Origin of the sequence: Pseudomonas sp. Wu6, from assembly GCF_019891515.1 — a bacterium.
Classification (GTDB): domain Bacteria; phylum Pseudomonadota; class Gammaproteobacteria; order Pseudomonadales; family Pseudomonadaceae; genus Aquipseudomonas; species Aquipseudomonas orientalis_A.
Map to the genome: position 1 here is coordinate 1 of NZ_JAFLXH010000032.1, position 21,962 is coordinate 21,962.

The following is a 21,962-nucleotide window of genomic DNA, read 5'->3' on the forward strand; positions in this document are numbered from 1 at the left end:
CGGCTTGAATCCGTGGGCCGCCGCCACGCGCCATCCATGGCGCGGGGCGGCTAACCCGGCGTCCTGCCGGGTTACCCACGGATTCAAGCCTGCGTTCGGCCAGCGTGGTTTGACGGGGCGCCTAAGATCAAAAGCAGATCAAGATCAAGGGCGACTCGCTGCGCATCGTGGTTACGGTTGGGCGCTACAGCGTTGTGTGGAGACCTATGCTCATCGGGGGCACGCCCCCTCCCACATTTTGATCGGTGTCCGGCTCTAGTTTTTGGACTCAGTGATGATCTGACGGATCGCGCCAACGAAGGCTTCGGCCGGCTGGCCACCGCTGACCGCGTACTGGTCGTTGAACACGATGGTCGGCACCGAGGTCACGCCGCGGGTCAACCACAATTTCTCCTGCTCACGCACCTCGGCGGCATATTCGTCAGAGGCGAGAATATCAGCGGTGCGCTGGGGGTCCAGGCCAACGCTTTGGGCGATGATCGCCAGGGTTTTGTGGTCGGAAGGGTCTTGGCCGTCGGTGAAGTAGGCCTTGAACAGCGCTTCCTTGAGGTTGTACTGCAAACCTTCCAGCCCGGCCCAATGCAACAGGCGGTGCGCGTCGAAGGTGTTGTAAATGCGGCTTTGGCCGTCGGTACGAAAGGCAAAGCCCAGCTCGGCGCCCATGTCGCGGATGCGCGCGCGGTTGGCCTGGGACTCTTCGGCGCTGGAGCCGTATTTCTCGCTGATGTGCTCGACGATGTTCTGCCCTTCAGGGGGCATCTTCGGGTTCAGCTCGAACGGCTGGAAATGAATCTCGGCCTGCACCTCGGCGCCAAGCTGATCGAGTGCCTCGGTCAGGCCGCGCAGGCCGATGATGCACCAGGGGCAGGATACGTCGCTGATGAAATCGATTTTCAGGGGAGTACTCATGGTAGGCAACCTCGCTGGCATTAATGCGGCGCAAAGCGACACGATACACCACCTCTACAGCAGCTTCGAACGCGCCTCCACGTCAACCCGCGCCCAGTGCGCCGCATCATCGCGGTGGGCCTGCAGGTAAGGCAGCACCGCCGCCAGCAACGGCGCCTTGAATGCTTCCTGAAAACGATGGGCCAGGCCCGGAATCAATTTCAGCTGGCTGCCCTGGATATGCGCGGCCAGATGAACGCCATGCATCACCGGCAACAGCGGGTCGGCGGTGCCGTGCACCACCAGGGTCGGTACGCGCAGTTGGTTGAGCAACGGCACGCGGCTCGGTTCGGCGAGGATCGCCATGATCTGGCGCTTCACGCCTTCGGGGTTGAACGCGCGGTCATAGGCCAGCGCCGCCTGATGCAGCAAGGCCTGGCGGTCATCCTTCACCGTCGGGCTGCCCAGCGCAGCAAGCAGATCGGCTTGCTGCTCCAGGGCGACTTCGCGATTGGGCGCGCTGCGCCGCGACAACAACTGCACCAGCGCCGCATTCGGAGCGGGCAGGCCCTCGGCGCCGGAGCTGGTCATGATCAGCGTCAGGCTCTCCACCCGTTGCGGCGCCATCGCCGCCAGGTGCTGGGCGATCATGCCGCCCATGCTTGCACCCAGTACGTGGAATTGCCGAATCTGCAACGCATCCATCAAGCCCAGGGCGTCGTCGGCCATGTCGGTCAGCGTGTAGGGTGCCGACACCGGCAGGCCGAGCTTGTAGCGCAGCACTTCGAAGGTCAGGTTGGCACTGGCCGGGGTCTGGCGCCAGGTTGACAGGCCCACATCGCGATTGTCATAGCGGATCACCCGGAAACCCTGCTCGCACAGGGCGACCACCACTTCATCCGGCCAATGGATCAACTGCCCACCCAGGCCCATCACCAACAGCAAGGCAGGGTCGGACGCACGCCCGATACTCTGGTAGGCGATGCTCACCTGAGCCAGGTCGACCGTTTGGGTCGGGACATTGACATCACATCGAGAAGCCGCAAAAGACGGCAGGCCGAACAACAGAGCGGCCAGTAAAAGCAACACGCGCATGAAAAACACCGAAACGCAGAACCCCAGTAGAGCGCGAGTCTGATGAACTTTGTTCAAGCGCGCTGCCACAGTTCGATGACAGTTTGATGAAGAGTGCCCAGCGGTCAGTCGATAGCTATATGCAGCAGACCGGTCGACGCGTCCACCTCTAATAGGGCTTTGGCCTTCTAGAGCGAATCAGTCCCATGCTTGCTTCCATTGTCCTGCCTGCAGCGACGCACCCATTATTGCAACCGACCATCGACGCGCCTCTGTTCTCGGACGCCACGCAACGCCTGCAAGATTGCCGGTCCGAGCTGCTCACCCTGATGGCCGGTATTCCAACGCTGCGTAGCACGATCAACCTGATGCTCCACGAGCAGCTTCAACTGGACGGTGAACGCGTGACCCTGGTGTTCCCCGCCACCGAGCAACGGGGGCGTAGCCGGATAGCCCTGACCGATGCTTGCCTCTACATGCAACAACACCCGGCATTGGACACCGCGCGCGTGCCGCAGGCCAGCGTGGTCAATCTGCCACCGGCCCATGCATTGGCGCAGTACACCGTCGCCATGCTGCTCGATGAACTGAAAGTCCTCGATCTGGAGCAAAGCCTGGATGACCAGTGGCTGCGCTACTGGCGTACGCAGCGCGCGCCTCATTCGCCGGTCACTTGCTACAAGCGGGTCATAGAGCTGTACCGAATTCACATCGAAGCCAGCGCCGAGCGCGCGCTCGCCGAGGGGCAGGTCCACACCGAAGTCCTGGACCCCGTGTTCTCGCTGCTCTATCCAGGGCCGGCCACGGCGCAGGCGCCAACACGCTACACCGAGCACGTCTTTCTCAAACCCCACGGCGCCCACGCCATCGCCCTGCCCGGCGCCTGGGTATTGAGCCTGGATACAGAACCGCCGGTCAGCCAATTGCTGTACCTGCCGACACAGGTGCCGGCATGGCAGGCATTCAGCAGCCGTGGGGCCATGGAGCGCTCGGTGCTCGACCGCCAGCAAGCGCTGTTCGGCACCACCGAGGTCGATCCTTTGGCAAGGGTCGAATACAAGGTCAACAGCAACCCGCTGGAAATGGGCATCACCCTGTGGTTGAAGCAGTTGACCGAGGAGCAGTACCAGGACGCTATCCGCCCGCTCGCGAACGTGCCGCTGCACGACGCATTCCTGGCCCTTCAACACGTCGACGGGCTTGATGCCCAGCGTAAAACCCGATCGTTGTTTGCCGCGATGCCCGCACCGCCGGAATCGGCTGACGACACCGTGATCACTGCACACCTCCCTCAATTCGGCCTGCTGCACAACGGTGTCGATAGCCACCAGCGCAAGGCTTTAATGCAACACCACCGTCATGCGCTGGAAAACCTGCTGGGCAGCGACACGCCAACGAGTGAGCGCTGGCAGTCATTCAAGCAACAATTGGACGCCCTCAGGGTGCAACAGCACGCCGCTGAAACGGCGGCGCGCGCCATGCTCAATCGAGCACCGCTGGATCTCGACGCACTCAACAGGCACTACACAGCGCTGTACCAGGCTCGCGTGCAAGGTTTGCGGATCGAGGCGCACATCCAGCGCACCCTGGCGCAGATCAGTGAAGACGAACTGCACCTGATCGAAAGCGCTTTGGCCTCCCCCGCGCCTGACGTCGTCGCGCTGACACTGTCGGTTACTCGAACCGGCCATTCAACGCCAACCCGTACCGAACTCAGTGGGCCACTGGTATGGCTCCCACCCCGGACGGCATCGACGCCAGGGCCCCATGACGGCGTACATATCATTTATTGGCCTGGCAGCGACGGCGGCTTGCAGCGCTTCGATTCGCGCCAGGCCCTTGAAGAAAGCGTATTCGGCATACAACCCCAGGATAAGCAACTGGCCCTGCAGTTCACCACGCTCACCCGGAACCCGTTCGACCATAGCCTCAGCAGCCAACAGCTTGCCTTTGAAGACCAGGCCGCGCGTATACGTCAGGCATGGCCAGGCGATGAACACGCCTCACAACGTGCCGCAGCGCTTGAAAAGCTGCGTGCGCAAACGCTGCCGGGCCTGTTGATACCCGATAACTCGGCGCGCGAGGCGGCGTACTTGTTGCTCATCGAGCAGCACAATGCGCGACTGCTGGCCGAACAACTACCGTCATGGCTGGGCGCCCAAGCCGTGGAAAAACGCGAGGCCCTCAAAACGCTCCTGCGCGCCTGCGTACCGGCGTTGAAACGTGCGCAAGCGTTGCTGCAGCGCTCCCTGCCGCCACGCGAGGTGTTCGTGAGGCGCAAGATCGACGCGCGTATACGCAAGGATTTCGCCATCCAAAAAGGCTTTACGCTCCAACTGGAGATGCCAGACTCGGTGGAGCAGCGACGCGACACCATCGCCGGCTCCGCGCCGGGCACTCCGGTCAAAGTCATTGACGTGCCCAGTGCCAGTCGCAGCAAGGTATCCCTGGACGATCTGGCGCTACGCAACCTCGATGCCGATCTGAGCCTGCGCCTGGGGTTCGTGAGCGTCGAAGTGACCGCCGACGCCGCCGAGGAACGTGACACCCTCAAGGCAGGCGTCACAAAACGCTATCTGGCGAACCTGATCACCGACCTCGACCTGGCCAAGCAGTACGAAGTCCGTATCCTCGAAGCCTTCAAGGGTGCCCCCGGGGAATCCATCCATCAAAAGCGCTACCGCCGCGAATGCCTGGTGGAGCCGTGGCGCCTGATGCTCAACATACAAGGCCTGTTGGCGCGCATGCAGAACCACATCAGCGCCGACGCACTGCAACTGCTCCAGACCGCCATCGATGCCGACACCCAGGCCGCCTGGAACGCAGGCGGCAAACGCATCCGCCTGCTACCGGCCCACCTCAGTGCCGGCGGCGCGGATACGCGCCAGCAAAGCCAGATCACGCTGTCAGGCATCACCTTCATCGAAGAACAAAACTCGGGCAACACCCTGCTTTACCTGCCCGACGCACCTGACGAACGCTACCTGCGCAGTTATGCCAGCCTCGAGCAGGCGCGCATTGCCCTGTTCGAACTGTGCCGGCTCGACACCATGGTGCAATACGTGGCGGGACGTGCGGTCCAGGGCGATGTGCAGGCACACGTCCAGCGCATCGACCACGCCACCGTCAAAGGCTACGACGCGATGATTCAGGCAGGTTTTCCCTGGCCAACCACCACAACGCTGGCCACCCACCAGTTGGACGCCCACATGGGCCGTCTGCTGGAGGCCCATCGAAAGGAGGCGCGCTCCAACGACGACCTGGCCCACGAGAAATACGCGCTCCAGAGCGGCAAGGTATTGAACGGCATCAAAATCGCCCTGTCGTTCATCCCCTTTATCGGCACGGCAGTGTCCCTGGCTGACGCCACCACCAGCCTGTATCAAGCCGTTGCTGCATTCAGGCGCGGTGACACCGCGCATGGCATCGATCAATTGGCTTCGGTATTCGAATGCCTGGTGTATGCGGCCATGGATGCGCTGGCGATTGCCGCCGCACCCCGCGCGCGTGGCAGCGCGGCGCGGCAACTGAATGCCGCCCACCAACTTAAACAGGGCGTCGGCCTCAGCGTCTGGCGCGCCTTGAAGTCACGCCAGGGCGCGACTGCCCGACAACGCTTTGCCGGCTATGAACACCCCGGCATCCTTGAGGCCGGCAGCCTGCAACCGGTCCAGACCGGGCCCTATCGCCACACCCTGCGCCATACCTCAGGCGAGCATTACATCCTGAGTGAAGGTCGCCCTTTCAAGGTCCGGTTCGACGCCACCACCCACGAAATGCGATTGGTTGCCCAGGGCAAGTATTACTCTCCGGCCATTGCCCTGGATCAGGCCCTGCAATGGGATACCTATGGGGCCCTGCATGGCGGCCACCTCACCGGTTATGGCGGCGGCAGCCGGCGTACACGACGTGGCGCGTCGCGGGCACAGGCGAACGTCCCGGCGGCTGTCGCCCGGCAACTGCCTGCAGCGGCACTTGAGGTCAACATGCAGCGCCTTGATCTGGGCCAGTCACTGCAAAACCAGGCGCGTGACTTTTATGGCCAGGTCACCACGACCACCCACCACCTCAAGAAATTCACCAGCGACTATCCGGACCAGTCCGCCATAGCCCCGCAAAAACTGGTGGACAGTAAAAACCTGGACATCGCGCTGACCAGGGACATTGATAACGGCAAGAAAATGCACGCGTCGTTCGAAACGGCCAAGCAACAGCACGTGCATATTCGCGACCTCGACTATGCCGAGGAACTGAACAGAACAGCGCACATCGTAGCGGACCGCTTGAACCATCTGATCCAAAACGCGAAAGACCGGGCCAGCGTTCTTATTGACCGGACAATCGAGATCACCGGCCAACTGAACGATTCATCTCATGCCCCAGGCGTACGTCAAGCACTGACCCGTGAAATCAGACAGTGTCGCCTGGACTCGCTGGACGAGTTGGACACGATAGAGCGCTCGATGAAAGACATGGGCCAGTGGGTCAAACACATCACCGTCAGACACACACGCACGGAGATCTCCTCCTACTTGAATGCCTGGAAACACCGGTTTACCGACTTGCGCCTGGCCAGCATGAGAAGCAGTAATCTCATGCAGGCGCTCACCCTGCGCACGGAAACGATGACCATTGACTGGCTGTTCCAGGAGGTCGCCGTGCATCAATCCAGGAGCAGGTTCGACCGTGCGTTGACCACGCACATGACCCTCAACGAGGCCAATATCAGCCGGGTAGAACGCAACCGGGTATTGCACAACTGCATGAACGTCTACGAAGAACTGTCCCGTGACCTGAGCGCCTGGAACGCAAGCTCGCCGAACCATTTTGACAAAAGCTTTCTCACGCGCCTGCAAGACGACCTTGAACGCCTGATTCGAAAAGCTCAACGTGCAATCAAGAAACCCGCCTCCGAGCCAAAGCCGACCGCCACGCACGCCATCTTCGAAACCGAAGACGGGCAATTATTGATCGGCACCGAAAAACCGGCGGGGCAACAGTCCCCCAGGCAGTTCATCATCAGCGACGCAGACGGCGCGCCCGTTGAAATCTGGGACAAGATAGGCGATGGCAACACCTATCGCTTAAACACCCTCCAGAGCCGCCCGGTAACCGCCCCGCTGCCGCTGCCGACCGACATCAATGGGGTCGTCGCAAATGCCCAGGCGCGCTTGAGGGCAGCGGACACCTTCGAAAACCATGTCCGAAGCTACAAGACCATGGAGCCGGTCAACCTCGAGCACAGGCTGGTCACCGAAGCCAAAGAGCTCAGGTCCCGCGCCGACAACGTGCAACGCCTGGCCGCCGAGCACCCGATTATCGAACAACTGCGTACCCGCGCCAGCGCACTTGAGCAGGCCGGGGAAGGCCTGAGGGTCCAGCGCAGCCTGGAAAGCAGAACCCCAACCGAAGGCTATCTGGATTACCTGATCAGCAAGGGCCGAGTCGTGATTCGAAAGAAAGGCCCCCGCCAGAAGCTCAGGGATAAACGCCCGGATGGGCAAGACGACTATCTGCAGGAGTATGAGGTGTACGACACCGGCAAACAGGGGCCGGCCGACAAACCGATCTGGTACGCGCATTTTCACTATGACGCGCAGCATTCACCTTTCGACGGTTTCTCCAAGGCACATTTGAAGCGCCACGATCAACAGTACCTGGGCATGAAATGGCAAGCCGCTAGAGCGGGTGCCGGAGCGGCCTTTGCGGACACGGCCATCTGGCGCGGCAATATTGACAAGTCCTTTGCACGCGCGCACTTCCAACCACTGGGGTGAACCGAATGGCGCGAGGGCCAACATGAATACGGCTCAATGTCTTATCATTGCGCATAAATTTAATTCATGGAGACCACCGTGCTCGAAATCCGCCACCTCAAAACCCTGCACGCCTTGCGCGAAGCCGACAGCCTGGTGGAGGCCGCCGAGCGCCTGCACCTGACCCAGTCCGCGCTGTCCCACCAATTCAAGGAGCTGGAAGAGCGCCTGGGCATGCAGTTATTCGCGCGCAAGACCAAGCCCGTGCGCTTCACCAGCGCCGGCCTGCGCCTGCTGCAACTGGCGGACGCGACCCTGCCCTTGCTGCGCGGCGCCGAACGCGACATCGCGCGGCTGGCTGGCGGTACGGCTGGACGCCTGCACATGGCCATCGAATGCCACAGCTGCTTCCAGTGGTTGATGCCGACCATCGACCAGTTCCGCGATGCCTGGCCGGAGGTCGAGCTGGACCTCGCCTCCGGCTTTGCCTTCGCGCCATTGCCGGCACTGGCGCGTGGCGACCTGGACCTGGTAGTGACTTCCGACCCGCTGGAACTGCCGGGTATCTCCTATGTGCCGCTGTTCACCTACGAAGCCATGCTCGCCGTGGCCAACCAGCACGCGCTGGCAAACAAGGCGTACATCGTGCCCGAAGACCTGCTGACGGAAACCCTGATCACCTACCCGGTGGAACGTGACCGCCTGGACATCTTCACGCGCTTCCTGGAACCGGCCGACGTCGAGCCCGCTCAGGTACGCACCTCGGAGCTGACGGTGATGATGATGCAATTGGTGGCCAGCGGCCGTGGCGTGTGCGGCATGCCGCACTGGGCGCTGCATGAATACAGCTCGCGCGGGTATGTGAAGGCCAAGCGGCTGGGCGAGAAAGGTTTGTTCGCCACGCTGTATGCGGGGATTCGGGAGGACATGCTGGATGCGCCGTACATGCGCGACTTTTTGCTGACGGCCAAGGACACGTCGTTTTCCACCCTGGATGGGGTCAGTGCAGTGCGCTGAGCGCCGCCGGCAAACAGGTGGGGCTTGCCCTGATGTTGTAGGAGCGAGCTTGCTCGCGAAAAACTCACAGGCACCGCGTTCATTCAGGAAGCACGCGTTATCGTTGAGGTTTTTCGCGAGCAAGCTCGCTCCTACAGTGGGTATCAGTGATCGGTCAATTCGCGCCACAGGTGGATCTTGTCGAAATACTCATCCCCCACCCGCACCGCCAGCGGCTCCAGGCCGTACTGGATGAAACCGCAGCGCTGGTAGAGCGCAAGCGCTGCCTCGTTGCCGGCAGTCACCGTCAGCTGGATCAACTTCAGGCGCGGATGCCGGCGCGCTTCCACCAGCGCCGCCTCTACCAGCTGCCGGCCCAGGCCTCTTTGCTGGTAAGCCTGGGTCACGTACATGCCGAACAGGGTCACTTTGTGCCGCGCCTTTTCCCGAGGCTCGAATGCCAACCCGACAATACCCGCCAGTTGATCGCCCTCGAAGGCGCCGAGCAGCCGATCCAGCGGGCTGTCGAGGCGTTTTTCCCACCAGCTCAACGGCATCGCTGCGCGCTCGGCAACGCTGGAGGTGAACGCCTGGGGATAAGTGTCGTAAGCCTCAAGCATCAACGCGCGATAGGCTTGCGCATCGTCGGCGTCCAGCGGGCGAATCATCACGCGCCAGCCAGCGAGTCGCGATAGAACGGCAGGATCAAATCGCGCGTCAGAGGCGCCAGGTGCAGACCACCGTCGCCTGCTGGATCGATCCAGCGTATTTCTTCAATTTCCGCGGCCGGAGTGACCGCCACGTCGATGTGCAACTGGAACAGCTCGGCCTGCACGGTGAAGCCCGGTTCGTTGGCGGCGGGCGCCGAGAACTGGCCGAGGTACAGCGCTTGTGCCGGGTCGATGTGCAGGTTCAGTTCTTCATGCAGCTCACGGGCGAGCGCCTCCACGGCCTGCTCGCCAGGGTCGATCTTGCCGCCCGGTTGCATGAAGGCCAACGTCCCGCGCTTGCGCACCAGCAACGTTTGGCCCTCTTTATCGATCAGGACGGCGGCGGCGATGCGAATGGTTGAGTGGCTCATGTAGGAAGGGTTATCTCGTCAGGTTGCTTGATAAATACGCTGTATTTTGCCCCCTCCATCGCCTCGAATGCGATCAGTTTGTCCACCAGCGGCAGGTTCAGCACCTTGCCGGCGTTGAGCAATAACATGCCATTGTCGGCATTGAGGTTGCGCGCCAGCACCATACCGTCCTCCAGTTCGCGCGTGGTGAGGACTTTGACTGTGGGATCACCCAGTGTCACATCGCTGAGAAAGGTGGCGCAGGCCTGGACAAAATCCTCGACCAATTGCGGGTCATACAGGCGCCCGGCGTACCTGCAGATATACAGCAGCGCTTCGTCGCTGTTCAGGTGCCGCTCCAGGATCAGGCCCTTTTGCAGCTCGATGAAGTCCACGGCCAACTTCAACAGCCGCGAACCCGGCGGGATCGCGTCGCCCTTGAGGTGGTCGGGAAATCCCGAGCCGTCCCAACGCTCCTGGTGATGCCGAATGATGCGCGCCGCGTCCTTCATCGGCTCCAGGGTCATCAGCAACGACTCGCTCTGGGTCGGGTATTCGCGATACAGCTCACGGTCGGTGCTGTGCAGCCTGTCCGACGGCGCAACCATCATGCTGTCGTTCCAGCTCAGCTTGCCTATGTTGTACAGCGCGGCGGCCATGGTCAGGTCGCGCGTGTCGGCTTCATTGATGGATTGGGTGGTGCAGTACACGCGGACCAATTCGATCAACGCGCGGTTGGTCTGCTTGTCCTTGGGCAAGCGCAGGTTGGCCAGCAGGGAAAACACTTCGGTACCGGTCACGTAGCTGCGCTTGAGCTCGTCGTAGGCCAGGTCGAGCATGTCGGCGGTCTGTTGCAACTCGGCGGTGCGCGCCGTCACGCGTTTTTCCAGCGTGGCGTTGAGCGCCTTGAGCTGGTCGTTCTGCGCATGGGTGAGACGCTCGAGCCGCTGGTGTTCGAGGGTTTGCTGCAGGATCAACTGCAACTCTTCGTCATTCCAGGGCTTGCTGATGTAGCGGTGAATCTGGCCGTCGTTGATCGCCTTGACGATGGTGCTCAAGTCGGCATAACCGGTGAGCAGAATGCGGCGGGTGCCCGGGTACAGACGGTGGACCTCGGCCAACAGTGTGGCCCCGTCCATACCGGGCATGCGCGCATCGCTCATCACCAGGTCGATGGGCCGGGTTGCCATGATCTCCAGCGCCTGGGCACCGCCGGTGGCCAGCACGACGTCATAGGGCTGGCTGCGCAACAGGCGGCGCAGGCTGTTGAGGATCGACTCTTCATCGTCGACCAGCAAAACGGCAGGCTTGGTAGCGAGTGGTTCATCCATGGCGACTCTGCCTTCAAATTAAATCAAATTAAGCTCGATGGAACCGGTGTGCCGGGCCTGTCCAGGCCGAGCGCGCGAAAGCGTTGTTGATTTGACGCCAACTCACCGTCGATATCAAGCGAGCTGGGCTATGCTGTCAGGGCAAGTCGCCAGCATGGGCGAAAGTGGGCAGCACGCTACCGACGCCAATCACCAGGCCCCGGGCCGCAAGGAGTGCTCGCTTGAGCAACACGTGGCAGTTCGCCAATCTGCAACACGGCATCGATTCGACGCTGAACATCGTCGCCAGCGAACTCAAGTACAAGGCCGATGTGATCAAGCACTACACGCCACTGCCGGACATCGAATGCCTGGCCTCGCAGCTCAACCAGGTGGTGATGAACCTGGTGATCAACGCCGCCCAGGCCATGGGGCCGGAGCGCGGCACCATCACCATCAGCAACGGCGTGGACGGCGACACGGTCTGGCTGCAAGTGACGGACAACGGCTGCGGCATTGCCGCCGACACCGTACAGAAGATTTTCGACCCGTTCTTCACCACCAAGCCGGTGGGCGAAGGCACCGGGCTGGGGCTGTCACTGTCCTACGGCATCGTCAAGAAACACCGGGGGAATATCTCGGTCAGCAGTGAGCTGGGCAAGGGAACGACGTTTCGTGTGGTGCTGCCGATCCGGCAGACGGCGGCGCAGGGCACGCCGCCAAAAAACCGGACTGCTCACCGGTCTTGAATTGACACGGCTATCGCATCATGCGCAATGCGCAACTTTCTCGACTTCCTTGCAGATCTGAGCGCCCTTGGCAATTTCCGTAGTACGCAAATCATAGGCGGTCTGCAAGTTCAGCCAGAACTGCGCGGATGTTTCCAGTGCAGCCGCCAAACGCAACGCGACATCTGCGCTGATACTGCGACGCATCAATACGATGTCATTCACCGTGGGCGCGGATACGTGCAGCGCCCTCGCGAGCGCTGCCGCAGTCAGGCCCAGCGGCTCCAAGTATTCTTCCTTGAGAATTTCTCCAGGATGTACGGGACGCATGCCATTCTTAAACATGATTCACCTCAGTGGTAATCCACAATTTCAACGTTTTCCGGACCATTAGGCCCCCAAACGAAACAGACCCGGAACTGACCATTGATTCGGATACTGTGCTGCCCTTCTCTGTCACCATACAACTGTTCCAACCTGTTTCCTGGCGGTGACCGCAAATCGGCGAGGTCAACTGCAGCATCAAGCATGCTCAACTTTCGTTCCGCCACAGAAACGATGGCAGACCAACGCCGGGTTCGGCCGGTTTCAAAAAGGGTTCGTGTGTCAGCGCATTTGAAGCTTCTTATCATCGCTTAATGCTTAACGTTATTCGTTAATGACTGACTTTACATGGCTTTCTTGAATATTCAACTGACACGGATATACGGCGACGAGCGGTCTGGAAAAACAGTCAAAAACAGCCGCTTTGGGAACCAGAGCGGCCTGTGAGGAGCGTCCCGCAGTGGCCGATAAAACCGTTGTCACGACTTTCCGGCGCGCAACGCGGTAGCCAGGCCCACGGCATCCGACACCTCGTGCAAGCCGGTTTTGACGGAGCCCGGCGTGGCCTCGTTCTTTCTCACCGCGTCGAAGTAGCCTTTGGCGACGGCCTTGTAGTCCCCAGTGGCCGCGCCGACCAGCGCCTGGTCAAAGCCATCTGTACAGGTCTTGTTGAACCCGGCCAGTGCGCCACTGACAGCGCTCTCGCCATTGGACTTGGCCTTTGCAATGCCCAGCAACACGTTACTCATGCCAGGGATAAACCACAGGTTCTTGCCGGCCTCGGCGGCGAACCGCTGAAGCTTTCCCGGTTGAGTGCCGTCGCGGTTGACGTGGGAAGCCTCGTGCCGAGCGGCCCCGACCCGCTGCCCGGGCTGGGCGACAGGCTGTTCACGGCCGCCTGCGGGGGGCAGGCCTTGATTGATAATGGAATGGCCGGAAACAGCAGACGAGATCGGCATGAGCGATGACTCCAGAGGCAGGGGAAAGCGGGCGTCCTGCACCGATAGTGGCTACCTTTCAGCCAACGGTTCCATGGCGTGCGCCTGCCGCGACAGGGCCTTCAATCCTTGTCGCGTGTTTGGATACGGGCGCAGAATGCCGGATCGACCTGAAGAGTCCGAACCAAGGAAAAAACCGTATGAGCCTGTCGTTACTAAGCCGTTACGCGTTCTTTGCCGCATGCGTCATATTCACTCTGGGCAGCCTGCCCTTTATCCAACACGAATGGCTGTGGCCCGTCACGCTGGTCACCGGGCTCCTCAGCCTGATCGGCATTTTCGACCTGCTGCAAAGTCCCCACGCCGTGCGCCGCAACTACCCGATCCTGGGCAACATTCGTTATCTGGTGGAAGCCATCCGCCCGGAAATTCGCCAGTACCTGCTCGAATCCGACAGCGATGCCCTGCCCTTTTCCCGAGCACAGCGCTCGCTGGTGTATTCGCGCGCCAAGAACGAAACCGCCGACAAACCCTTCGGCACCTTGATCGATGTGTATCAGGCGGGCTTCGAGTTCATCGGCCACTCCATGCGGCCCGCACCGTTGAGCGACCCCAGCGCCTTTCGCGTGATGGTCGGTGGCCCGCAGTGCACACAGCCGTACTCGGCGTCGGTGTTCAATATTTCGGCGATGAGCTTCGGCTCGCTCAGTGCCAATGCGATCCGGGCGCTGAACCAGGGCGCCAAACTGGGCAATTTCGCCCATGACACCGGCGAAGGCAGCATCAGCCCCTACCACCGCGAAAACGGCGGCGACCTGACGTGGGAACTGGGCAGCGGCTACTTCGGCTGTCGCACCAGCGACGGCCGTTTCGACCCGCAACGCTTCGCCGTGCAAGCGCAGGACCCGCAAGTACGCATGATCGAAATCAAGATGAGTCAGGGCGCCAAGCCCGGTCATGGCGGGATTTTGCCCAAGCACAAAGTCACCCGGGAAATCGCCGACACCCGCGGCATCCTGATGGGCGAAGACTGTATTTCACCGTCGCGCCACAGTGCATTTTCCACGCCAATCGAGCTGATGCACTTCATCGCCCAACTGCGTGAGCTGTCCGGCGGCAAACCGGTGGGTTTCAAGTTCTGCCTGGGCCACCCGTGGGAATTCATGGGCATTGCCAAGGCCATGCTCGAAACCGGCATCCTGCCGGACTTTATCGTGGTCGACGGCAAGGAAGGCGGTACCGGCGCCGCACCCGTGGAGTTCACCGACCACATTGGCGTGCCGCTGCGCGAGGGCCTGCTGTTCGTGCACAACACGCTGGTGGGGCTGAACCTGCGCGACAAGATCAAGCTCGGCGCCAGCGGCAAGATCGTCAGTGCCTTCGACATTGCCAGTGTGCTGGCCATCGGCGCCGACTGGGCCAATTCGGCGCGCGGCTTCATGTTCGCCATCGGCTGCATCCAGTCGCAGTCCTGTCACACCAACAAATGCCCGACCGGCGTGGCGACCCAAGACCCGCTGCGCCAACGAGCGCTGGTGGTGCCGGACAAGGCCCAGCGGGTATTCAACTTCCACCGCAACACCCTCCATGCCCTGGCGGAAATGCTCGCCGCCGCCGGGCTTGATCATCCGTCGCAGCTGTCGGCCAAGCACTTGGTGCGCCGCATGTCGGCAACCGAGATCAAATTGTTCTCGCAGTTGCATGTGTTCCTCAAGCCGGGCGAGTTGCTCACCGGCGAGGTGAACGGCGAGTTCTATTCGCGGATGTGGCAGATGGCGCGGGCGGACAGCTTTGAGCCGCATGAGGTGGCCGCTGCCTGATTCCTCCAGTAAATGCCTGCCCGGACGCCGGGCAGGCCGTCGAGACATTCGGTAATACCCAGCCTTTGCAATTGCCTACAAATACCGCCAACCTGCGCCCGCCCGACGCGCGCATACGAAAACGCCCGCGCTCGCTAATCTACATTCAACAACTTGTTCAAGAGCCCGCAGCCATGCTGAACGGACGCGACCCGCGCATCGATTTTTTTCGGGGCCTGGCGTTGATCTTCATATTCTGGGATCACGTGCCCCACAACCCCTTGGCCCATGTCACCGTGCAGAACTTCGGGTTCAGTGACGCCGCCGAAATCTTCGTCTTCCTGGCCGGCTACGCGGCGGTGCTGGCGTACGGCAAGATCCTGCAGCGCGATGGCTACTTCATTGCCTGCCTGAAAATCCTGCGCCGGGTGTGGACGCTCTACGTGGTGCATATTTTCCTGCTGGCGCTGTTGATGGGCATCGTGATTTTCGCCAACAGCCATATCGAAACCCGTGACCTGGTGCAGGAGATGGGCCTGGAGTATTTCCTCAACAATACCCAGCAGGCCCTGGTCGATGAGTTGCTGCTGCGCTTCAAACCCAACCTGACCGACCCGTTGCCGCTGTATATCGTGTTGATTCTCAGCCTGCCCCTCACGCTGCCCTTGCTGTTGCGTGTGCCGAGGGTGGCAGTGGCCATTTCTGTGACGGTCTACCTGCTGGCGCCCTGGCAGGGCTGGAACCTGCCGGCCAGCAACGGCGGGGTGTGGTATTTCAACCCGATCACCTGGCAATGCCTGTTTATCCTTGGCGGCGCAGCGGCCTTGCGTGCGGCGCGCCCGGTTGAACAGCGCCCGCTGCTGCGTCAACCGTTGTTCATCGCGGCGGCGGCTTATGTGGTGACGGCGTGCGTGATCACCCTGTCGTGGCGCTGGCCCGACGTTCACGATGCGTGGATGCCGCGCCTGATCGGCGAATGGCTGTACCCCATCAGCAAGACCGACCTGTCCCCCGTGCGCTTGCTGCACTTCCTGGCGCTGGCCTATGTCACCGCGAAATTGCTCCCCGGTGTCGGCTGGACGCAACAGTGGCTGGCACGGCAACTGGCGCGAATGGGGCGCTACTCCCTGGAAGTATTTTGCCTGGGCGTGGTCCTGGCGCCGTTGGCGGACATGGTCAACGCGCTGACCGGCGATACCTTCGTCATGCAGGTATTCACCGCGCTGGTGGGGGCCGCCGTGATGATCTTGTTTGCCGCGTGGCTGGAGTTCAATCGGCAACTGGACCAGCGCAGGGCCGCTGCGCTCCAGCCGCCGGCGGTCTAGCACAACGCTGTAGCCTCAACCGTAACCACGATGCGAAGCGAGTCGCTCTTGATCTGCTTTTGATCTCAGGCGCCCCGTTAAACCACGCTGGCCGAACGCAGGCTTGAATCCGTGGGCAACCCGGCAGGACGCCGGGTTAGCCGCACTGGGCCATGGATGGCCCATTGCGGCGGCCCACGGATTCAAGCCTGCGTTCGGGCACACCGAGCCTAGGCGAGGTGCCGAGTGGTGGGGCAAGAGCCCTTTGGTTACTTTGGGGCTTTTCCAAAGTGACCCGCCGTCAGGGCGGAACCCTAAGTGGCCGTTACCGCAGAAACGGATATGTACGCGATCTGATCCAACATCCTGATCGGCTCAGAGGCCGTCATCGGGGGCAAGCCCCCTCCCACATTTGGACCGGGATCGACACCAACATCCTGGTCGGCTCTAAGGTCGCCATCGGGAGCAAGCCCCCTCCCACATTTGAGCCAGGATCGACACAAAATCCTGGTCGGCTCTGAGGCCGCCATCGGGAGCAAGCCCCCTCCCACAGTTGGGCCAGGATCGACCCAAAATCCTGGTCGGTCCTGAGGCCGCCATCGGGGGCAAGCCCCCTCCCACAGTTGGGCCAGGATCGACCCAAAATCCTGGTCGGATCTGAGGCCGCCATCGGGGGCAAGCCCCTCCTACATTTGGACCGGGGTCGGCCCAACATCCTGGTCGGTCCTGAGGCCGCCATCGGGGGCAAGCCCCCTCCCACAGGGGATCTGCGTTAACTGATCGGCATCAGGGCAAGCCTGCTCCCCTATTTCCCGGCTCCGGTTCAGCCTAAGGGTTCAGGCTGCGGAGCGCGCCGCCGCATTGGTCGGCTGCAACTTGAACACGTAATACAGCACCGTCAACAGCACCAGAAACGCAGGCCCCACATACAACGCCACCCGTGTGTCCGGGAAGTACGCCATCAAGCCCACCACCAACAGCAAAAACGCCAGCGCCAGGTAGGAACTGACCGGGTACAGCCACATGCGGTACTGCAGACCGGCACGCTCGGCAGGGCTCAGGCCCTTACGGAATTTGAGCTGCGCCAGCAGGATCATCAGCCAGGTCCAGATCGCGCCGAAGGTGGCGATGGAGGTCACCCAGACAAACACCTGGTCGGGCACCAGGTAGTTGAGCAGCACGCCCAACAGCAAGGCGAAAATCGACAGCAGCAACGCCTTGCGTGGCACGCCATTGCTGGATGTGGTGCCGAACGCGGCCGGGGCCTGGCCATTCTGCGCCAGGCTGTAGAGCATGCGCCCGGTACTGAAGATGCCGCCGTTGCAGGATGACAACGCGGCGGTAATCACCACGAAGTTGATGATACCCGCGGCGGTCTTGATGCCCAGGCGTTCAAAGGTCATCACGAACGGGCTGCCCTGGGTGCCGATTTCATTCCACGGGTAGATCGACAGGATCACGAACAGCGCGCCCACGTAGAACAGCAGGATGCGCCAGAACACCGAACCGATGGCGCTGGGGATGGTTTTCTGCGGGTTGCGCGCTTCACCGGCGGTGAGGCCGATCATCTCCACGCCCAGGTAGGCGAACATCACCATCTGCAACGACATCAAGACGCCCTGTACGCCGTTGGGCATGAAGCCGCCATGGGCCCACAAGTTGGAAATGCCCAGCGCCACGCCGTCATTGCCGAAGCCGAAGGCAATAATGCCGACGCCGCCGATCACCATGGCAATGATGGTGACGATCTTGATCAATGCGAACCAGAATTCGAACTCACCGAACGCCTTGACCGCGATCAGGTTGATGGTGCCCATGCTGATCAGCGCCGCCAGGGCCCAGATCCAGCGCGGTGTGTCGGGGAACCAGACGCCCATGTACACCGCCACGGCAGTGATTTCCGCGACGCAGGTCACCAGCCACAGGAACCAATAGTTCCACCCGGTGAGAAAGCCCGCCAATGGGCCCAGATAATCCTGGGCATAACGGCTGAACGAACCGGCCACAGGATTGTGCACGGCCATTTCGCCGAGGGCGCGCATGATCACCAGAATGGCCAGGCCACCGATGACGTACGAGAGCATGATCGCCGGGCCGGCCATTTCGATGGCCTTGGCCGAGCCGAGAAACAGGCCGACGCCGATGCAGGCGCCGAGCGCCATCAGGCGAATATGCCGTTCACCGAGTTCGCGTTTGAGCGGGCCGCCTTGGACGGTCTCGCCAGGGGGCAGGGGTTTGCCGACAGGCATAGGGATACAACCTCATTTTGTTATTGGATTTGACCACCGAGCGTCGGCGTATCTGCAGGTAGGCAAATACACCGCCTTGACCGGGCCTGCCTCGTGGGCAAACCCGCCTGGCATGTGTCAGCGGCCAGGTCAGCGGGCATGCAGTATAAAAAGCGCGCGCCAGGGTATTTCACTCTATAAACAGGCAAATTTGGCGATATGCCCCGAGAAAAAGCGCTTGGACGGAGCAAGCACCAAGCGTCTGGAACGGCCTTCTGCGCGCAAAACGGCGCAGAGTATTGCATAACGGGCCGGGGTCCAGACACCTCGGACAAACTCGTGGCATGCGGGCCCATCGACAAACTTCGTAGATCAGACAATTCGCGTCTACGCTTCAGACAAGTCCGATCAATCTGTAGGAATGGATCAATCGACTATGGGCGCACTGTGGCAGACCGACTCGCATCAGGCTGAAGCCGACAGCCCGTCACCCGCCCCATTGCCGAAAAAATCCAGACCGCCTCGGCCATGGCGTCGACTGTTCTGGCTGATCCTGCTGCTGGCGCTGGCCGCCCTGGGGTTCGCCGCGTTACGCGAAATGCACAGCGCCCGCTGGCAGGCGCGCATGCTCAGCCAATGGGCGTCACACTTGACCTATCGCGTGGAGCCCGGTGCCAGCGATGCCATCGTGTATCCCGGTGCCGGGCCGTTCGATCGGCGCCTGGGCTACAGCGCCCTGGGCGAATTCCTGCCGCGCTTGCTCAAGCGCAACTACGTGATCCAGTCTCAGGCGCGTTTCTCCACGGCATTGATGAACTACAGCGGTCACGGCCTGTTTATCCCCTATGCAGAAAAAATCCAGGCCGGGCTGAACATCACCGATTGCCGTGCCGCGCCGTTGTACCAATTCAACTACCCGACGCAGCTTTACGCGCAGTTCAGCGATGTGCCGCCGTTGATGGTGCGCAGCCTGTTGTTCATCGAAAACCGGGCGCTGCTCGACCCCGAACCGGCCCAGGCCAACCCGGCGGTGGACTGGCCGCGTTTTGCCAAGGCCGCCTGGTCGCAGGTGGCGCGCCAGTTGCATCTGCCGGGGCAGACGGCAGGGGGCAGCACCCTGGCGACGCAGTTGGAAAAGTACCGTCATTCACCGGACGGCCTGACCCTGTCGAGCAGCGAAAAATTGCGCCAGATGCTGTCGGCCAGCGTGCGCGCCTATCAACACGGTACCGACACGCTGCCGGCCCGGCAAAATATAGTGCGCGACTACCTCAACAGCGTGCCGCTGTCGGCAGTGCCGGGCCACGGTGAAGTGCACGGCATGGCCGAGGGCTTGCGGGTGTGGTACGGCGCAGACTTCGCCCAGGTCAACCAGGCCCTGGCCGACACTACGAACACCCCGGCCGGTCTGGCGTCACGGGGTCTGGCGTTGCGCCAAGTGCTGTCGCTGATGATCGCCCAGCGCCGTCCTTCGCATTACCTGAGCAAGGGCCGCGACGAGCTCGCGCAATTGACCGACAGTCACCTGCGGCTGCTGGCGCAGGAGGGGCTGCTGGAACCTGGTTTATTGAAAGCGGCGCTGGCCAGCCAGGTCAGCTATCGCGACTGGCAGCAGCAACCGACCACGCAGAAAATCGAGGCCAACAAAGGCATCGGCATGGCCCGCAGCCGCCTGGGCGCACTGCTCGATCGCCCGCTCTACGACCTTGATCGCCTGGACCTGTCAGCCACCAGCACGCTGCAGGGCGATTTGCAGGAACAGGTCACCGCCTACCTCAAGCGCCTGGCGGACCCCGCCTACGCCCAACAGATCGGGCTGTTCGGCGAACGCCTGCTCACCCCTGCCAGCACGCCGCAGGTGCGCTACAGCTTCACCTTGTTCGAGCGCACTACCGACAGCGCCCGCGTGCGCGTGCAGACCGACAACACCGACCAACCGTTCGACATCAACGAGGGCAGCAAGCTGGAATTGGGCTCCACCGCCAAGCTGCGAGTGCTGACCACCTACCTGCAAATCATCGCCGAGCTGCATGAGCGCTATGTCAACGTCGCGCCCGCGGCCTTGAGAAAAGTCCAGATCGCCGAACAAGACCGCCTCAGTCGCTGGGCCGTGGACTACCTGCTGCAAAATCCCGGCAAACCCCTGGCGCAGATGCTCGACGCCGCCCTTGACCGCACCTATTCCGCCAGCCCCGGCGAACGCTTTTTCACCGGCGGCGGCCTGCACCGCTTCCACAACTTTCGCAACGAAGACAACGGCCGCAACCCGACCCTGCGCGACGCCCTGCGTGAGTCGATCAACCTGCCGTTTATTCGCCTGATGCGCGATCTGGTGCGCTACACCACCTACACCGGCGCCGACAACAGCGCGCAACTGCTCAAGGACGACAACGAGCCCCGTCGCCAGGAATACCTGGCGCAATTTGCCGACCGTGAAGGCACCACGTTCCTGCTCAAGTTCTGGAAGAAATACCAGAAGAAAGACACCCAGGCGCGCCTGGAAACCTTTCTCGACAGCCTGCATCCCACGGCGATCCGCCTGGCTGCGGTGCACCGTTATCTGCTGCCCGAGGCCAGCCGTGACAGCTTCAACAGTTTCGTACGCGCCCGCCTGGCCGGCACCAAGGCCCAGCAGACGCTGACCGACAAGCGTCTCGACGCGCTCTACGACAGCTACGGCCCCGGCGCCTACGACCTGCCCGACCAGGGCTATATCGCCAAAGTGCACCCGTTGGACCTGTGGTTGCTGGGCTACCTGATCAACCACCCGCAGGCGACGTTCAGCGAAATCGTCAAGGCCAGCCAGTTCGAGCGCCAGGAGGTCTACAGTTGGCTGTTCAAGAGCCGTCACCAGAGTGCGCGCGACAGCCGTATCCGCACCATGCTGGAGATCGAAGCGTTCCTGGAGATCCATCAGCGCTGGAAGGCCGTGGGTTATCCCTTCGATCATCTGGTGCCGTCCCTGGCGACCGCCATCGGCAGCTCCGGCGACCGACCCGCCGCCCTGGCCGAGTTGATGGGCATCATCCTCAACGACGGCGTGCGCCTGCCTGTATTGCGCATCGACAGCCTGCACTTTGCCGCCGGCACACCGTATGACACGCGCGTGATCAACGACCCCGGCCGCGCGCGTCGAGTGATGCCCTCTGAAGTGGCGACCGCCTTGCGCGGCGCGTTATCCCAAGTGGTGGACGCCGGCACCGCAAAACGCGTCGCCGGCAGTTTCAAACAGGCCGACGGCACACCGCTGCCCATGGGCGGCAAGACCGGCACCGGCGATAACCGCATCGAAGCCATCGGTTCGGGCGGGCGCATCCTCAGTTCCAAGGCGATCAACCGTACCGCCACGTTTGTGTTCTACATCGGCGAGCGCCATTTCGGCACGCTCACCGCATTCGTACCGGGCAGCTCGGCGCAGGGGTTCAAGTTCACCTCGGCGTTGCCGGTGCAAGTGCTCAAAGGCATGGCACCGATAGTGATGCCTTATCTGCAAGGCGAAAGCCGGAGCGCATGCCTGCCTCAATGACGCCCTGCCAGGGCGGTAACCGGCTGTTGAT

At 61.9% G+C, this 21,962-nt stretch carries 14 protein-coding genes and 1 pseudogene; 6 read left to right on the forward strand and 9 right to left on the reverse strand.

What is annotated here, in order from left to right; all coding sequences use genetic code 11:
- Positions 1-255: 255 nt before the first annotated feature.
- Both J1G34_RS20245 and J1G34_RS20250 read right to left on the reverse strand, forming a co-directional pair.
- Positions 256-909 (reverse strand): DsbA family oxidoreductase, encoded by a 654-nt coding sequence (locus J1G34_RS20245; protein WP_065894033.1) that lies wholly within the window; start codon positions 907-909, stop codon positions 256-258.
- 54 nt (positions 910-963) lie between these two features.
- On the reverse strand, positions 964-1,983 hold the full coding sequence (locus tag J1G34_RS20250; RefSeq protein WP_222994543.1) for an alpha/beta fold hydrolase: 1,020 nt from the start codon (positions 1,981-1,983) through the stop codon (positions 964-966).
- 185 nt (positions 1,984-2,168) lie between these two features.
- Here J1G34_RS20250 and J1G34_RS20255 point away from each other — a divergent pair, with 185 nt between their 5' ends.
- Together J1G34_RS20255 and metR are read left to right on the forward strand one after the other, a co-directional pair.
- Positions 2,169-7,739 (forward strand): dermonecrotic toxin domain-containing protein, encoded by a 5,571-nt coding sequence (locus tag J1G34_RS20255; protein ID WP_262411884.1) that lies wholly within the window; start codon positions 2,169-2,171, stop codon positions 7,737-7,739.
- A gap of 78 nt (positions 7,740-7,817) precedes the next feature.
- Positions 7,818-8,735 (forward strand): transcriptional regulator MetR, encoded by a 918-nt coding sequence (metR, locus tag J1G34_RS20260; RefSeq protein WP_065886448.1) that lies wholly within the window; start codon positions 7,818-7,820, stop codon positions 8,733-8,735.
- Between the two features lie 143 nt (positions 8,736-8,878).
- Here the strand turns inward: metR and J1G34_RS20265 are convergent, their stop codons facing one another.
- Genes J1G34_RS20265 through J1G34_RS20275 form a run of 3 tightly spaced genes read right to left on the reverse strand, consistent with a single transcriptional unit; the run spans position 8,879 to position 11,105 of the window.
- Positions 8,879-9,385: a GNAT family N-acetyltransferase gene (locus tag J1G34_RS20265; protein WP_065894031.1), complete on the reverse strand. Its 507-nt coding sequence runs from the start codon at positions 9,383-9,385 to the stop codon at positions 8,879-8,881.
- Positions 9,382-9,795 (reverse strand): NUDIX hydrolase, encoded by a 414-nt coding sequence (locus tag J1G34_RS20270; protein ID WP_065885970.1) that lies wholly within the window; start codon positions 9,793-9,795, stop codon positions 9,382-9,384. The genes J1G34_RS20265 and J1G34_RS20270 overlap by 4 nt, the downstream gene beginning before the upstream one ends.
- Positions 9,792-11,105, reverse strand: a complete 1,314-nt coding sequence (locus J1G34_RS20275) for an HD domain-containing phosphohydrolase (RefSeq protein ID WP_222994544.1) — start codon at positions 11,103-11,105, stop codon at positions 9,792-9,794. The genes J1G34_RS20270 and J1G34_RS20275 overlap by 4 nt, the downstream gene beginning before the upstream one ends.
- Positions 11,106-11,335: 230 nt before the next feature.
- Between J1G34_RS20275 and J1G34_RS20280 the strand changes: the two are divergent.
- Positions 11,336-11,833 (forward strand): annotated as a pseudogene (locus J1G34_RS20280) (sensor histidine kinase); the annotation flags it as partial.
- Between the two features lie 18 nt (positions 11,834-11,851).
- Here the strand turns inward: J1G34_RS20280 and J1G34_RS20285 are convergent.
- The 3 genes from J1G34_RS20285 to J1G34_RS20295 form a co-directional block, all read right to left on the reverse strand.
- Positions 11,852-12,157 (reverse strand): HigA family addiction module antitoxin, encoded by a 306-nt coding sequence (locus tag J1G34_RS20285; protein WP_065898223.1) that lies wholly within the window; start codon positions 12,155-12,157, stop codon positions 11,852-11,854.
- A gap of 8 nt (positions 12,158-12,165) precedes the next feature.
- Positions 12,166-12,444, reverse strand: a complete 279-nt coding sequence (locus J1G34_RS20290; RefSeq protein WP_083205687.1) for a type II toxin-antitoxin system RelE/ParE family toxin — start codon at positions 12,442-12,444, stop codon at positions 12,166-12,168.
- A gap of 171 nt (positions 12,445-12,615) precedes the next feature.
- Positions 12,616-13,095 carry a hypothetical protein gene (locus J1G34_RS20295; protein WP_065898224.1) on the reverse strand — a complete coding sequence of 160 codons (480 nt, stop codon included), beginning with the start codon at positions 13,093-13,095 and terminating at the stop codon, positions 12,616-12,618.
- A 179-nt stretch (positions 13,096-13,274) separates the two neighbouring features.
- Between J1G34_RS20295 and J1G34_RS20300 the strand changes: the two genes are divergently transcribed.
- Both J1G34_RS20300 and J1G34_RS20305 read left to right on the forward strand, forming a co-directional pair.
- Positions 13,275-14,894 carry an FMN-binding glutamate synthase family protein gene (locus J1G34_RS20300; RefSeq protein ID WP_065898225.1) on the forward strand — a complete coding sequence of 540 codons (1,620 nt, stop codon included), beginning with the start codon at positions 13,275-13,277 and terminating at the stop codon, positions 14,892-14,894.
- A gap of 173 nt (positions 14,895-15,067) precedes the next feature.
- Positions 15,068-16,198 carry an OpgC family protein gene (locus tag J1G34_RS20305; protein WP_122562064.1) on the forward strand — a complete coding sequence of 377 codons (1,131 nt, stop codon included), beginning with the start codon at positions 15,068-15,070 and terminating at the stop codon, positions 16,196-16,198.
- A gap of 815 nt (positions 16,199-17,013) precedes the next feature.
- Here the strand turns inward: J1G34_RS20305 and J1G34_RS20310 are convergent.
- Positions 17,014-18,426, reverse strand: coding sequence for an amino acid permease (locus J1G34_RS20310; RefSeq protein ID WP_065898227.1), 1,413 nt, complete (start codon positions 18,424-18,426; stop codon positions 17,014-17,016).
- A 415-nt stretch (positions 18,427-18,841) separates the two neighbouring features.
- Between J1G34_RS20310 and J1G34_RS20315 the strand changes: the two genes are divergently transcribed.
- Positions 18,842-21,931: a transglycosylase domain-containing protein gene (locus J1G34_RS20315; RefSeq protein WP_065898228.1), complete on the forward strand. Its 3,090-nt coding sequence runs from the start codon at positions 18,842-18,844 to the stop codon at positions 21,929-21,931.
- Positions 21,932-21,962: the final 31 nt, after the last annotated feature.

What these genes read in the sequence shown, in the direction of transcription:
- J1G34_RS20300 (WP_065898225.1), top strand. Translation starts at nt 13,275, where the DNA reads ATGAGCCTGTCGTTACTAAGCCGTTACGCGTTCTTTGCCGCATGCGTC.
- J1G34_RS20275 (WP_222994544.1), bottom strand. Translation starts at nt 11,105, where the DNA reads ATGGATGAACCACTCGCTACCAAGCCTGCCGTTTTGCTGGTCGACGAT.
- J1G34_RS20285 (WP_065898223.1), bottom strand. Translation starts at nt 12,157, where the DNA reads ATGTTTAAGAATGGCATGCGTCCCGTACATCCTGGAGAAATTCTCAAG.
- J1G34_RS20250 (WP_222994543.1), bottom strand. Translation starts at nt 1,983, where the DNA reads ATGCGCGTGTTGCTTTTACTGGCCGCTCTGTTGTTCGGCCTGCCGTCT.
- J1G34_RS20245 (WP_065894033.1), bottom strand. Translation starts at nt 909, where the DNA reads ATGAGTACTCCCCTGAAAATCGATTTCATCAGCGACGTATCCTGCCCC.
- J1G34_RS20270 (WP_065885970.1), bottom strand. Translation starts at nt 9,795, where the DNA reads ATGAGCCACTCAACCATTCGCATCGCCGCCGCCGTCCTGATCGATAAA.
- J1G34_RS20295 (WP_065898224.1), bottom strand. Translation starts at nt 13,095, where the DNA reads ATGCCGATCTCGTCTGCTGTTTCCGGCCATTCCATTATCAATCAAGGC.
- J1G34_RS20290 (WP_083205687.1), bottom strand. Translation starts at nt 12,444, where the DNA reads ATGATAAGAAGCTTCAAATGCGCTGACACACGAACCCTTTTTGAAACC.
- J1G34_RS20310 (WP_065898227.1), bottom strand. Translation starts at nt 18,426, where the DNA reads ATGCCTGTCGGCAAACCCCTGCCCCCTGGCGAGACCGTCCAAGGCGGC.
- J1G34_RS20315 (WP_065898228.1), top strand. Translation starts at nt 18,842, where the DNA reads ATGGGCGCACTGTGGCAGACCGACTCGCATCAGGCTGAAGCCGACAGC.
- J1G34_RS20255 (WP_262411884.1), top strand. Translation starts at nt 2,169, where the DNA reads ATGCTTGCTTCCATTGTCCTGCCTGCAGCGACGCACCCATTATTGCAA.
- J1G34_RS20305 (WP_122562064.1), top strand. Translation starts at nt 15,068, where the DNA reads ATGCTGAACGGACGCGACCCGCGCATCGATTTTTTTCGGGGCCTGGCG.